Here is a 13,096-nt window from a genome sequence, read left to right on the forward strand (position 1 = left end):
GGACGCCCCCAGCGCGGCGGGGCGGCCCTTGCGCGGGGGCCGCTGGCCTTGGCTGCGCCGGTTTCGTGCGCCACGAACGGTACGCAGCACAGTGGATTGCGAAGATGTTGATCGCGCTCGACGCCGTGCGTAAAAGCTACAACGTCGGCCGCCCCAGCGAGGCCGAGGTGCTGCACGGCATCGACCTGCAGGTGCGCCGGGGCGAGTTCATCGCGCTGATGGGGCCTTCGGGCTCGGGCAAGAGCACGATGCTCAACATCCTGGGCCTGCTCGAACGCATGACGACTGGCAGCTATCTGCTGGACGGCGAGGCGGTGCAGGACCTGGACGACGCGGCGCTCACGCTGCGCCGGCGCAGCACGCTGGGCTTTGTTTTTCAGTTCCACCACCTGCTGCCTGCTTTCTCCGCGCTGGAGAACGTCACGCTGCCGGCCCTCATGGCCGAAGGCCGCGTCAGTGCAGCCCACCGCGAGCATGCCCGCAGCCTGCTCGACGCCGTGGGCCTGGCCCGGGCCATGGACAAGCGTCCCGCAGAGCTGTCGGGCGGCATGCAGCAGCGCGTGGCCATTGCGCGGGCGCTGGTCATGAACCCGCCGTTGGTGCTGGCCGATGAGCCCACGGGCAACCTCGACACAGCTTCGTCGGCCGAGGTGTTTGCGCTGCTGCGCCGTATCCATGCCGAGCGGGGCACGAGTTTTGTGGTGGTCACCCATGACCCCCGCCTGGCCGCGCGCTGCGACCGGCTGGTGGAGCTGATCGACGGGCGCATTGCCCGCGACGAAGCCATCACCGAAGGCGTGGAGCCGGTCCCGCACCGGTAGGCGCAAGCAGTTTTTGCTACTGAATTAATAGCTGCTGGCGCTTATGGTGAAAGTGCTGGAGACCGATTTGACTGAAAATCAGGAAGAGCGCGCCGCCGTGCCCGGTGCGACGCTCGGGGCCACGTCCCGGGGCACGGGCGTGCGCCTGTCTCCGGCCGTGTGCGTGGCCTGCGCGGCGATGGCAGGCGACGCTGCCTGGTGGGCCAGCCACCCGCCGACGATCAGTGCCTGTGCAGCGTAATAGGTGGACAGCACCCACACCTGCGCCATCGGCAGCGGCATCACGAAGCGGTTGGTGGCCAGCAGCGAATCGCTGAGCATGAAGAACCCGGCGCCGATGGCCACCAGCAGCGAAGGGGTGTCGCGCAGCGCGGTGGCCCGCCCGATGGCCTGGGCGGCCATCAGCGCGATCACCAGCACGTAGGCGGCCACGGGGGCGCGCAACGCAGGCGGCAGCCCCCCCGCCCACAAAAAGGCATACATCGCCGCGCCCACCCCCAGCGTGGCGACCAGTGCGCCCCGGTGCGGAAACCACGCCTGACCGCTCTTGAACAGCGCCACGTAAAACAGGTGCGCCACCAGAAAACTCACCAGGCCGGGGATGAAGAAGCCCTGGAACATGAGGAACACATCCCCCGCCAGCGACCCGGCCAGCGCGGCCAGCAGAAGCCACAGGGTTTTGGAGTTAAATCGGCTGCTGGCGCTTGATGGATATGCGCTAGCAGCTACCAAAACAAGAGCAATCACCATCGTCAGCGGCTTGAACAACCAGTACCACTGCGTGAGCCCCAGCGCGCTGGAGGCGGTGGCCAGCGCGCCGCTTTGCAGCATCAGCGCCATCGGCATGCCAATGCGCCCCTGCATCACCGCGCCCAGCGCCCACTGGCTGACCAGCAGCACCGCAAACCACACGGCGCTGTGCGCGAGTGGCGCCGCATCGGCCTGCCACAAAAAGGCCGCCACGCCTGTGAGGATCAGCGCAAACTGCACCAGCGCAAACCGCTGCACCACGCGCGACATGGGCGGGTGGTACAGCTGCATCTGCGCCATGCTGAACGCGGGCTTGGGAAACCGCTCTGCCACATCGGCCGGGCGCCAGCCCGGTGGCTTGATCCACACCCGCAGCTTGTCCGCCCAGCTGCGCGCATGCCAGCTGTCGTGCGCGAGGCCCGCGTACACCTGCGCGTTGGCCCACAGCGGGTCCCAGCTGTTGAGCAGGCCGCGCGTGCCGTACACGCATTTCTCCTGCGCGTCCTCGTCCTTGAAGGTGCCGAACATCCGGTCCCACACGATCAGGACGCCGCCGTAGTTCTTGTCCAGGTAGGCGTCGTTCACTGCGTGGTGCACCCGGTGGTTGCTGGGGCTGCAGAACCAGCGGTCGAACCAGCCGAGCCTGCCCACCTGCTCGGTGTGCACCCAGAACTGGTAGAGCAGGTCGATGAGCGCCACCACAGCAAACACCAGTGGCGGCACGCCCGCCAGCGCCATGGGCACATAAAAAATCCAGCCCAGCAATGCGCCCGAGCTGGTCTGCCGCAGCGCGGTGCTGAGGTTGTAGTCCTGGCTCTGGTGGTGCACCGCGTGCGCGGCCCACAGCACCGCTGATTCGTGGCCCATGCGGTGCAGCCAGTAGTAGCAGAAGTCGTAGAACACCAGCGCCAGCAGCCAGCCTGGCAGGCTGGTCCAGAACGCATCGTTGCGCCACAGCGCCACGTGCTCGAACAGGGCCGTGTAGATGCCGATGCGCAGCAGCCGGGTGAACACGGCACTGGTCTGGCTCAGCATGCCCAGACTGATGCTGCTCACGGCATCGGCCAGGCGGTAGGTGTTGCGCTGGCGCTTGTAGCCAATGGCCAGTTCAATGGCGATCAGCAAAAAGAAGACGGGGGTCGCAAGGACAATGATCTGGCTGGGGCTCATGGAGGACACCAAAAATGTCCACCGATTCTTGCCCCAATCAGGTCAGCGCGCCTCTGGCATCAACCCTGATGATCCGCTCCACCACACCGTCCAGCAAACCGCCGCGCACGCCGATCAGGAAGTCGTGCAGATTCACCGTGGGGTCGCAATGGCCGGGAATGAGCCAGAGCATGTGCCCCAGGCTGGGCAGGCGGGCCTCGGGGTCGGCCGCGTAGAGCAGGCCGTGCTCGTCGCCGCCGTTGGCATAGCGCAGGGCGCGGCCCTCGGACAGCAGGGCCACGGTGGGCAGGCCCGAGTCGATGGCGTGGCTCTTGTGGCCCGCGTCACACACCGCGTGGGTGTCGCGCACCGACACCACCTGGGTCTTGATGAAGAGGGCGTGTTCAAACACGGGCTGGGCGGGCTCGCGCTCGTTGCGCGCGTAGTCGGCGTCCATGAACAAAAACGAGCCCGCCTGCAGCTCGCCAAACACGCCGCTGGCGGCCTCGTGCACCAGCGTGCCGGTGCCAGAGCCGGTGATCAGCGGCACGGGCAGTCCGGCGGCTTCGATGAGCTGGCGCGTATGGTCTGCCGCGCGCACCACCGCGGCAATGGTCTCGCGCCGGCCCACGCTGCTGGCCAGGTGCTGCGCGCGGCCATGGTAGGCCTGCAGGCCCGCAAACCGCAGGCGGGGGCTGCGGGACACGGCCAGCGTCAGCGGCACGGCGGCTTCGCCCGGCGGCACGCCGCAGCGGCCCTGGCCCACGTCGATCTCCACCAGCACGTCGATGCCCGCATCGCTGCCGGATTGCGCCATGGCTTCGGCCAGGCGTTCGATGCCGTCGATGTGGTCCACAGCCAGCCCCAGGCGCCCGCCGCGTGCGGCCAGGCGCGCGGCCAGCCGCGCCACGCGGTGCAGTTTGGGCATGGCAATGATCTGGTTGGTGATGGTGATGTCATCCACACCACCGGCGGCCAGCGCCTCGGCCTCGGCCACCTTCTGCACACACACGCCCTGGGCGCCCGCGCGCTGCAGTTGCAATGCCAGCTCGGCGCTTTTGTGCATCTTGGCGTGGGGGCGCCAGCGTACCTGGTGCTTGCGCGCAAAGTCGGCCATGCGCTGGATGTTGCGGTCCATGGCGTCCAGGTCCACCACGGCGGCAGGGGTGTCGATCTGGTCGACCCGCTGGCCAATGGTCATCTGCAAGGCTTCAGGCGTGGTTTTCATCGCGCAGCACGATCTGTTCAAGATGTTGGGTGTCTGCCCAACCCACCAGGGTCAGGCCGTCGGGCGTCCACAGCAGGCGGTTGATGGCGGCGTTGGCCAGTTGCCAGGTGCGCGGCGCCTGGATGTCCTGGCGGGTGGCCAGGCGGTACAGCACGTCGAGCACGCCGCCATGCGCCACCATCACCACCTGCTCGCCCACATGCTGCTGCGCCAGGGTGGTCACGGTGTGTTCGATGCGGTCACGCAAGGTGACAAGGGACTCGCCGCCTTCGGGCGTGTAGTGGGGGTCGCGCTTGCGCCAGCGCAGTGCATCCTCGGGCAGCTCGGCCTCGATTTCGGCAAACGTGCGGCCCTGGAAGTGCCCGAAGCTGCGCTCGCGCAGGCCGGGCTCCGTCATCAAAGGCGCGCCGGTGGTGCGGGCCACGGCCTGGGCGGTGGCGTACGCGCGCTGCAGATCGCTGGTGTAGATGGCTGCAATCGGCTCGCCCCCCAGGGCCTGGGCGACCTGGGCGGCCTGCCACAGGCCGGTGTCGTTGAGCGGAATGTCCAGGTGGCCCTGGATGCGGGTGTCCACGTTCCAGGCGGTTTCGCCGTGGCGGATGGCAACGATGCGGGTGGCGTGCATGCGGCGGGTGGATGTGACAGGAGTCTTAGCGTGCCGGAGGAACCAGCGGAAGGCGCACCTGCCGTGGCCCCTGGGGCGGTTGGGGAAAGCCGTTGAGTGCCGCGTCGAACAGCACGCCATAGACGGCCGGGTCGCTCACCCACACGTCTTCGTGCACGGCCGAGGTCTCGTACACCACGGCCTGGGTCTGCGCATCGCGCATCAGGACGCTGACCGTGCGCCGGTAAAGCGGTGTGGGCGCACCAAAGCGCAACATGCCATGCACGCCCCAGCCCCGGCCGTACCAGCCGCCCATGCCCCAGTGGTCGGGTCCGTAGGGATCATGGCGCGGCACGGTGTCGGCCTGCACACCCAGCTGCACCAGCAGGCGGGGCGCGGCATCGTCGCGCTGCAGGCCCGCGCGGGCCAGGGCCTGCTCGGCCAGCGTGGCGATGGCGTCAAACGATGGGGCCTGCTGCGAGGGCAGGCGCTCGATGCGGTACGTGGCGGGGGCCGGCGCGGCCGCCAGGGTCGAGAAGCTCTGCACCCGGCCTTCGACCACGCGGGTGGTGCTGCAGCCTGCGAGCAGGGCGGCTGTGAGGCCCAGGAGCAGGGCGGGAATCCATCGGCGTTGCGTCATGGTCAGAGCCTCCTGAAAAAAGGTTCTCCGGCAGAGCGCCGCTGCTCTGCCAAGGTTCACGACAGCTGTACCACCTGCACGCCGGGCAGCGAGGGCGAAGGCGCCACAAACTCTTCCTTGTCAAACGCCTTGTCGCCGTCTTCGCTGGCGATGCCCGTGGCCCTGGCGTTCTTGAAGTCGTACAGGCTGCCGTCCAGCAGGTGCGAGGGCACCACGTTCTGCAGCGCGTTGAACATGTTCTCCACCCGGCCGGGGAAGCGCTTTTCCCATTCGCGCAGCATCTCGCCCACCTGCTTGCGCTGCAGGTTCTCCTGGCTGCCGCACAGGTTGCACGGGATGATGGGGAAGTTGCGGTGCGCAGCCCAGCGGGCGGTGTCTTTCTCGGCCACGTAGGCCAGCGGGCGGATCACCACATGTTTGCCGTCGTCGCTCACCAGCTTGGGGGGCATGCTCTTCATCTTGCCGCCAAAGAACATGTTGAGCAGCAGCGTTTGCAAAATGTCATCGCGGTGGTGCCCCAGCGCGATCTTGGTGCAGCCCAGCTCGTCGGCCACGCGGTACAGAATGCCCCGGCGCAGGCGGCTGCACAGGCTGCAGGTGGTCTTGCCCTCGGGGATCAGCTTCTTGACGATGCTGTAGGTGTCTTCGTTCTCGATGTGGAAGGGCACGCCGGTGCTGGCCAGGTACTCGGGCAGCACATGCTCGGGAAAGCCCGGCTGTTTCTGGTCCAGGTTGACGGCCACCAGGTCAAAGTGGATGGGCGCGCGGGCCTTGAGCTTGAGCAGGATGTCCAGCAGCGCATAGCTGTCCTTGCCGCCGGACATGCACACCATCACCTTGTCGCCTTCTTCAATCATGTTGAAGTCGACGATGGCCTTGCCCACTTCGCGGCACAGGCGCTTTTCCAGCTTGTGGGTTTCGCGCTCGATCTTCATGCGGGCAGCGCCGCTGGCGGCTTCGGTGCTTTCCTCCGTCCAGCCAGTGGATTGGTCGGAGGTTGGGGCTTCATTCAATACTGCGCTCATGGGGTCACCACTGTCCTGTCTCAATGCGAATGGCCACTTCGCAGTCGTCAAAAATTTCGAGTTTGGCAATCTTCACCCGCACGCCCAGCACGCCGGGCAGTTGCATCAGGCGGTTGGCCAGCTTGCCGATCAGGCTCTCCAGCAGGTTCACATGCTCGGCCGTGCACTCGTCGATGATGATCTGGCGCACGCGCCGGTAGTCCAGCACGTGGCCGATGTCGTCGTCGCGCGGGGCCAGCGGCTGCACGCCCAGGCTCAGTTCGGCATCGACCTGGATGGGCTGGGGGTCAGTCTTTTCGTGGTCGAGGATGCCCAGGTTGGCGTCAAAGCGCAAACCGGTGAGCGTGAGGATCTGGGTGCCTGCAGCGGTGGTCATGAAAAGGTCCTGGGGCGAACAACGGGCGTTCACATCAACGAAAAATCGCGGTCAAACTTCATCAGGTGCTGGCCGCCATCGACCAGCAGCGTGGTGCCTGTGATGGAGCGGTTCTCCAGCGCGAATTTGACCGTAGCGGCCACGTCCTCGGCGGTGGACGAGCGGCCCAGCGGGGAGAGCGCGTGCAGCTGCGCGAACTTTTCGTCGCTGAGCATGTGGCTGGTCAACGTGAGGCCGGGCGCCACGCCCACCACTCGCACGCGCGGCGCGAGGGCCATGGCCAGCATGGTGCCGGCGGCCTCCAGCGCCGCCTTGGAGAGCGTGTAGCTCATGAAGTCGGGGTTCTGGTTCCAGAGCTTCTGGTCCAGCAGGTTGACCACGGCGCCCTGCGCGTCGGCCTCGCCGGCAGCCACGCGGTCGGCCACATGCTGGTGCAGCGCCTGCGCCAGCAGCACCGGCGCGGCGGTGTTGCTGCGCAGGTGCTTTTCGAGCGCGGCAAAACCAAAGGTGGCGGCGTTGTCATGCTCGAACAACGAGGCGCTGTTGACCACCGCATCCAGACGGCCAAAGTGCGCCACCACGCGGGGCAGCAGGGCGCGCACGGCGGCCTCATTCTCAAAATCAGCATCAAAATGGGCGCTAGCGCTTGTCAGTTGTGCGCAAGCAGCTACCGTATCGATAGCATCCTGCTCGGACGATCGGTAGTGCACCGCCACCTGCCAGCCACCCGCCGCCAGGGCCAGCGCAATGCTGCGGCCCAGGCGCTTGGCAGCGCCTGTGACCAGAACGGTGCGTGGGTGGGAGGGAGTTGGCATGTGGGCTGGGAGACAATGCGGGCCGTGACCCAAAGACCCGACAGTTTAACGACCGCCATGCACCAGCACATCACCCAGGCCATTGCCGCCGAGGGCGGATGGCTGGGTTTTGACCGCTTCATGGCCTTGGCCCTGTACACGCCCGGCCTGGGCTACTACGCCAACGACTCCACCAAATTCGGCGCCATGCCCGGGTCCGGCAGCGACTTTGTGACCGCGCCCGAGATGACTCCCCTGTTCGGCCAGACGCTGGCCGTGCAGGTGGGAGAAGCCCTGGCGCAGACCGGGACCGACGAGGTGTGGGAGTTTGGCGCGGGCTCGGGCGCGCTGGCCCTGCAGCTGCTCGATACCCTGGGCGACCAGGTGCAGCGCTACACCATCGTTGACCTGTCTAGCAGCCTGCGCGCGCGCCAGCAGACCAGGCTGGTGGCGCATGCCCACAAGCTGCGCTGGGTGGATGCGCTGCCCGAAAAGTTCAGCGGGGTGGTGGTGGGCAACGAGGTGCTCGATGCCATGCCCGTGCAGCTGCTGTCGCGCCACGGCGGCCAGCAAGGCGGGGTATGGCACGAGCGCGGTGTGGTGGTGGCGGAGGACGGCAGCTTTGCCTGGGCCGACCGCCCCACTGACCTGCGCCCACCCGTGGACATCGAAGGCCCGCAGGACTACCTGACCGAGATCCACGCCCAGGGCGAAGGCTTCATGCGCATGCTGGCCGACCGGCTCACGCGCGGGGCGGCCTTCCTGCTGGACTACGGTTTTGGCGAAGACGAGTACTACCACCCCCAGCGCCACATGGGCACCGTGATGTGCCACCAGGGGCACCTGGCCGATGGCGACCCGCTGGTGGCGGTGGGGCGCAAGGACATCACCGCCCACGTCAACTTCACCGCCATGGCGCTGGCCGCGCAGGAGGCGGGCCTGAATGTGCTGGGCTACACCACGCAGGCGCATTTCCTCATCAACTGCGGATTGCTATCAAAAATGGAGCTATTGCCGCAAGAGGGGCGGGCGACAGCGGCCAAATTGATCATGGAGCACGAGATGGGCGAGCTGTTCAAGGTGCTGGCCGTGGGCGCCGGCGAGCCCTGGGAGCCGATGGGGTTTGTGCACGGGGACCGGTCGCACCGGTTGTGATGCGTGCTGCAGGCCGGGCCGCCCCATCGCCCGCAAGCCTTTTCGAGCTTCAGGACGCCAAGAGGGGGTGTGAGCCCGGCTGGGGGCTGCGCATCTGCATGAGGGCGTTTCAGATGTCCGGCGCCAGAGGGTTGGCTTCATAGCGCGACCAGCCCGCGGTGATTGAAGCGCCGTCGGCACGGTCCTTGGGGTGGCTTCGGCCTTCGGAAACCGGAACCTCTGCAAAATCGAAAGGGCTCATGCCCTCGATGCACGCGACATTGACTCCGTACTGGTGATGGTTGGAGCGGCGCTGGTGGAAGGTGTAGATGCCGCACTTCGCGCAGAAGTAGTGTTTGGCCTCGCCCGTGTTGAACTGGTAGAGCGCGAGAGCTTCTTGCCCCTGGGTCACGTGGATGTCGTTCAAGTCCGCAGAGACCGCCACCGCCCCGCGCATGCTGCAATAGGAGCAGTTGCACCGTCGCGCGGTCCGCAGGCCATCGGCCAATCGCAGAGTGAATCGGACGGTCCCACAGTGGCATGCCGCTTGGTGGACGGGACGGTCGTCTGGAGATTTTTCGGTCATAACGAGCGGATTTTCATGGGTGGATTGCCATGGCGCCAGCGGACAGCGTCCCGTGCTACCGGCCAGGTTTCGATGACATGTTTGGCATGGCTATGAGCTATTGATGGCCAGTGCATCGCTGCGGTCCTTGAGCTGTATCCCCGTGAGCTGCAGGCGCCGCGCCTCCTGGCACAGCCACCACAGCCGCGCCGCCGCGGCGGGGGGCGCCAGGCCCTCGCGCCGCACGTTGGAGATGCAATTGCGTTCAGCGTCGTGGCGGCCCACCTGCGGGTGCCAGGTCAGGTAGATGCCCAGGCTATCGGGCGAGCTCAGTCCCGGCCGCTCGCCGATCAACACCGCCACCAGGCGTGCTCCGAGCAGCGCGCCCACCTCGTCGCCCAGCGCCACGCGCGCCTGCTGGGCGATCACCACCGGCCCCAGTGTCCAAGGCGCGGGCGCTTGCTGGCGAATCGCGTCGATCAGCGGCGGCGCGTGTCGCGCCACGGCCAGGGACGAAAGGCCGTCGGCCACCACCACCAGCAGATCTACGGTCTCAGCGCCGTCGCCCGCTTCGTCCCGCAATGCCTGCGCGTCCGCGTCGGACAGGCGCCGGCCCAGGTCGGGGCGCAGCAAATAGGTGGCGCGGTCTGGCGCGGCGCTGTGTACCAGGCGCGTGGCGTTGCCCAGGGCCTGGAGTTGGGTGGCCAACGCTGGTGCGTCCAGCGGCACGTGCACGGCATCGCGCGCCTGCGCATGCGCCAACCCAAAGCGCAGCAGCTCGGCCGTGGGCAGCGCTGCGCCCGCGCGCCCCAGCGCCACGCGTGCCTGGGTGTGGGCGCGCAGGTCGTCCCAGGGGTCGGGTCGCATGCCATGTGGTGCATGGTCGTATGTCATGCGCCAAACCTCAGTTGCCGCATCTGCGCCAGCGCGGGGTGGTGTGCGTTGGCCGGCAACAACCGCCCGCCAGCATCCGTGATCTGCATGCGCTGCAGCCAGGCATCGAACTCGGGCGCACACCGCAGGCCCAGCACCTCGCGCAGGTACAGGGCATCATGAAACGACGTGCTCTGGTAGTTGAGCATGATGTCGTCCGCCCCCGGCACGCCCATCATGAAGGTCAGGCCCGCCGTGCCCAGCAGCGTCATCAGCGTGTCCATGTCGTCCGAGTCGGCCTCGGCGTGGTTGGTGTAGCAAACATCGCAGCCCAGCGGCACACCCAGCAGCTTGCCGCAGAAATGGTCTTCCAGGCCCGCCCGAATGATCTGTTTGCCGTCGTACAGGTACTCGGGGCCGATAAAGCCGACCACCGTGTTGGTCAGCAACGGCGAGAACGCCCGGGCCACACCGTACGCCCGCGCCTCGCAGGTCTGCTGGTCTACGCCGTGGTGTGCGTTGGCCGACAGGGCGCTGCCCTGGCCGGTTTCAAAATACATCACGTTGTTGCCCAGGGTTCCACGGCGCAGCGACAGCGCCGCATCGCGTGCTTCCTGCAGCAGTGCGAGCGAAATGCCAAAGCCCGCGTTGGCCGCTTCGGTACCCGCAATCGACTGGAACACCAGGTCCACAGGCGCGCCCTGCTCGATCATCTGGAGGGTGTTGGTCACATGCGTGAGCACGCAAGACTGCGTGGGAATGCCGAGCCGCTCTATCACGTCGTTCAGCATGTGAACCAGCTCGGTCAGCGCGGTGATGCTGTCCGTCGCCGGGTTCACGCCGATCACCGCATCGCCCGCGCCATACAGCAGCCCGTCGATCATCGAGGCCGCGATGCCACGCAAATCGTCTGTGGGGTGGTTGGGCTGCAGCCGAACGGCCAGGTGGCCGGGCAGGCCAATGGTGTTGCGAAACCGCGTAACCACGCGGGACTTGCGCGCCACGGCGATCAGGTCCTGGTTGCGCATGAGCTTGCTCACGGCGGCGGCCATCTCGGGCGTGATGCCGGGCGCCACGGCGGCGAGGGTGGCGCTGTCGGTTTCGTGCGCCAGCAGCCAATTGCGAAAGTCGCCGACAGTGAGGTGCGCAATGGGTGCGAATGCAGCGGCATCGTGCGTGTCGAGGATGAGGCGCGTGACCTCGTCGCGTTCATACGGGACCAGCGCCTCGTTCAGGAAGGTCGTGAGTGGCACCTCGGCCAGCGCCATGCGGGCGGCCATACGCTCCACCGCGCTGGCGGCAGCCAGGCCCGCCAGTGCATCGCCCGATCGCAGCGGCGTCGCCTTGGCCATCAGGTCGCGCAGGTCAGCAAACTGCCAGCGGTGGCCGGCGGCGGTGTGCTGGTAACGGCTGGAGCAGTCCATGGATCCTCCTCGCAACTGCCATGGTAGCGGTGGTCCTGCTCTGGGGGGCGGCACACGCCTGCACCTACACTTGGCCCACCATGATCCGCTGGTTCCTCGTCATCTTCCTGGCCCTGATGCTGATCAGCTGGCTGTCGCCCTTTTTACGGCGCATGGGGTTTGGGCGCCTGCCGGGAGATCTGCGGTTTCGCTGGCTGGGGCGCGACTGGGATGTGCCGGTGGCGTCCACGCTGCTACTGAGCTTCGTCCTCAGCCTTCTGGTGAAGTGGCTTTGAACCCCGCCCGCAGCATGGTACCTGCCCGCCTGTTATTCCTCTGAATTTTGCAGGGCGCTCAGAAAGGTCTTGCGCCACCAGTGCACGTCGTGCTGGCGGATACGCGCCATGAGTTTCTGGTGACGCGCCTGCCGCTCCACCAGCGGCATTTGCAGCGCCAGCTGGATGGTGTCGGCCATGCCCTGCGTATCGTAGGGGTTGACCAGCAGCGCTTCCTTGAGCTGCTCGGCCGCACCCGCAAAGCGCGACAGCACCAGCACGCCGGGGTCGTCCGCGTCCTGTGCCACCACGTATTCCTTGGCCACCAGGTTCATGCCGTCGCGCAGCGGCGTCACCAGCCCCACCGATGCCGCGCGGCACAGGCCGGGCACGCGTTTGCGCGCGACCATGCGGTGGATGTAGCGCACGGGCATCCAGTCGAGCTCGCCATAGTCGCCGTTGACAGATCCGCACAGCCCTTCAAGCTCCTGGCGCAGGTCGGCATACGCGTGCACGTCGTCCCGTGTGGGCGAGGCGATCATGATGAGTGTGGCGCTGTTGCGGTTCTCGGGGTAGCGGTCCAGCAGCTCGCGAAACGCGCGCACGCGGTGCGGGATGCCCTTGGAGTAGTCGAGCCGGTCGATGCCGAGCAGGAGGCGCCGCCGCGAGTATTCGCCGCGCATCTTCTCGAAGGTTTCCACCGCGTCGGGCGCGGCAGTCAGGCGCGTGAACTCATCCACATCGATGCCGATGGGAAAGGCCTGCACCGCCACCGTGGCGCCAAACGCACGCACCCGCTTGTCGTCCACCTCCTCGGCGCTGCCCTCGTTGCGCACATAGCGCTTGAAGTGCGCCACATCGGCCTCGCTCTGCAGGCCCACCAGGTCGTAGGCAAACAATGAGCGCATCAGCCACTCGTGTTGCGGGATGGCCGCCATGATGAGCGGCGGCGGCATGGGAATGTGCAGGAAGAACCCGATGCGCTGTTTGCAGCCCATGGCGCGCAGCTCGGCGGCCAGCGGGATCAGGTGGTAGTCGTGCACCCAGATCACATCGTCGTCGCGCAGCAGCGGCAGCAGCTTGCGCGCAAACATCTGGTTCACGCGCCGGTAGCCCGCGATGTAGCTGGCGTTGAAGTCGGCAAGGTCCAGCCGGTAATGGAACACCGGCCACAGCACGCTGTTGCTGTAGCCGTGGTAGTAGCTGTCGTGGTCTTCGCGGCACAGGTCCACAGTGGCTAGGGTGACGGCGCCGGCGTTGCGGGTGTGCAACTCGCCCTCACCCGGGGTACCTTCTTCCACCACGGTGCCGCTCCATCCAAACCACAGGCCTCCCGTCTGGTTGAGGGCCTCGCCCAGTGCCACCGCAAGACCACCAGCGGCGGGTTTGCGGGGGTCTGCGACACGGTTGGAGATCACGACAAGTCTGCTCATCCTTCGATCATCCTTGTAACAAGGCG

General features: G+C 66.9%; 14 protein-coding genes. 3 read left to right on the forward strand and 11 right to left on the reverse strand.

All coding sequences use genetic code 11. The features are described 5' to 3' along the window. Nucleotides 1–104 precede the first annotated feature (104 nt). On the forward strand, nt 105–821 hold the full coding sequence (locus AAFF19_RS04170) for an ABC transporter ATP-binding protein (RefSeq protein ID WP_008907158.1): 717 nt from the start codon (nt 105–107) through the stop codon (nt 819–821). 78 nt (nt 822–899) lie between these two features. Here the strand turns inward: AAFF19_RS04170 and AAFF19_RS04175 are convergent, their stop codons facing one another. Genes AAFF19_RS04175 through AAFF19_RS04205 form a run of 7 tightly spaced genes read right to left on the reverse strand, consistent with a single transcriptional unit; the run spans nt 900 to nt 7,408 of the window. Continuing rightward, nucleotides 900–2,741: a lysoplasmalogenase family protein gene (locus AAFF19_RS04175; protein WP_246330667.1), complete on the reverse strand. Its 1,842-nt coding sequence runs from the start codon at nt 2,739–2,741 to the stop codon at nt 900–902. Between the two features lie 37 nt (nt 2,742–2,778). Beyond that, nucleotides 2,779–3,948 carry a DSD1 family PLP-dependent enzyme gene (locus AAFF19_RS04180; RefSeq protein ID WP_182118008.1) on the reverse strand — a complete coding sequence of 390 codons (1,170 nt, stop codon included), beginning with the start codon at nt 3,946–3,948 and terminating at the stop codon, nt 2,779–2,781. Next, complete coding sequence (locus AAFF19_RS04185; RefSeq protein ID WP_182118009.1) at nt 3,932–4,573, reverse strand: histidine phosphatase family protein; 642 nt, start codon at nt 4,571–4,573, stop codon at nt 3,932–3,934. Before AAFF19_RS04185 ends, AAFF19_RS04180 begins: the two co-directional genes overlap by 17 nt. Before the next feature lie 25 nt (nt 4,574–4,598). Then, nucleotides 4,599–5,192 carry a DUF4136 domain-containing protein gene (locus tag AAFF19_RS04190; protein ID WP_342721357.1) on the reverse strand — a complete coding sequence of 198 codons (594 nt, stop codon included), beginning with the start codon at nt 5,190–5,192 and terminating at the stop codon, nt 4,599–4,601. 56 nt (nt 5,193–5,248) lie between these two features. Then, entirely contained in the window at nt 5,249–6,217 is a 969-nt protein-coding gene (gene ttcA / locus AAFF19_RS04195; RefSeq protein ID WP_342721358.1) for a tRNA 2-thiocytidine(32) synthetase TtcA, read from the reverse strand. Nucleotides 6,218–6,221: 4 nt separating this feature from the next. After that, entirely contained in the window at nt 6,222–6,593 is a 372-nt protein-coding gene (locus tag AAFF19_RS04200) for a dihydroneopterin aldolase (protein ID WP_008907163.1), read from the reverse strand. A 29-nt stretch (nt 6,594–6,622) separates the two neighbouring features. Then, nucleotides 6,623–7,408 (reverse strand): SDR family oxidoreductase, encoded by a 786-nt coding sequence (locus AAFF19_RS04205; protein WP_342721359.1) that lies wholly within the window; start codon nt 7,406–7,408, stop codon nt 6,623–6,625. Nucleotides 7,409–7,423: 15 nt separating this feature from the next. Here AAFF19_RS04205 and AAFF19_RS04210 point away from each other — a divergent pair, with 15 nt between their 5' ends. Next, on the forward strand, nt 7,424–8,542 hold the full coding sequence (locus tag AAFF19_RS04210) for an SAM-dependent methyltransferase (RefSeq protein ID WP_342721828.1): 1,119 nt from the start codon (nt 7,424–7,426) through the stop codon (nt 8,540–8,542). A 109-nt stretch (nt 8,543–8,651) separates the two neighbouring features. Here the strand turns inward: AAFF19_RS04210 and AAFF19_RS04215 are convergent, their stop codons facing one another. The 3 genes from AAFF19_RS04215 to AAFF19_RS04225 form a co-directional block, all read right to left on the reverse strand. Next, entirely contained in the window at nt 8,652–9,107 is a 456-nt protein-coding gene (locus AAFF19_RS04215; protein ID WP_342721360.1) for a GFA family protein, read from the reverse strand. Nucleotides 9,108–9,197: 90 nt separating this feature from the next. Next, on the reverse strand, nt 9,198–9,980 hold the full coding sequence (eutC, locus tag AAFF19_RS04220; RefSeq protein WP_342721361.1) for an ethanolamine ammonia-lyase subunit EutC: 783 nt from the start codon (nt 9,978–9,980) through the stop codon (nt 9,198–9,200). Beyond that, on the reverse strand, nt 9,977–11,383 hold the full coding sequence (locus AAFF19_RS04225; RefSeq protein WP_182118014.1) for an ethanolamine ammonia-lyase subunit EutB: 1,407 nt from the start codon (nt 11,381–11,383) through the stop codon (nt 9,977–9,979). Before AAFF19_RS04225 ends, eutC begins: the two co-directional genes overlap by 4 nt. 80 nt (nt 11,384–11,463) lie before the next feature. On the opposite strand from AAFF19_RS04225, the gene AAFF19_RS04230 reads away from it, so the two are divergent. Continuing rightward, a complete protein-coding gene (locus tag AAFF19_RS04230; protein ID WP_034695895.1) occupies nt 11,464–11,658 on the forward strand; it encodes a DUF2905 domain-containing protein in 195 nt (64 codons plus the stop codon). Nucleotides 11,659–11,690: 32 nt separating this feature from the next. On the opposite strand, the gene otsA is transcribed toward AAFF19_RS04230, so the two are convergent. After that, nucleotides 11,691–13,070, reverse strand: coding sequence for an alpha,alpha-trehalose-phosphate synthase (UDP-forming) (otsA, locus tag AAFF19_RS04235; protein ID WP_182118015.1), 1,380 nt, complete (start codon nt 13,068–13,070; stop codon nt 11,691–11,693). Between the last annotated feature and the right edge of the window lie 26 nt (nt 13,071–13,096).

Source organism: Acidovorax sp. FHTAMBA (assembly GCF_038958875.1).
Classification (GTDB): domain Bacteria; phylum Pseudomonadota; class Gammaproteobacteria; order Burkholderiales; family Burkholderiaceae_C; genus Acidovorax.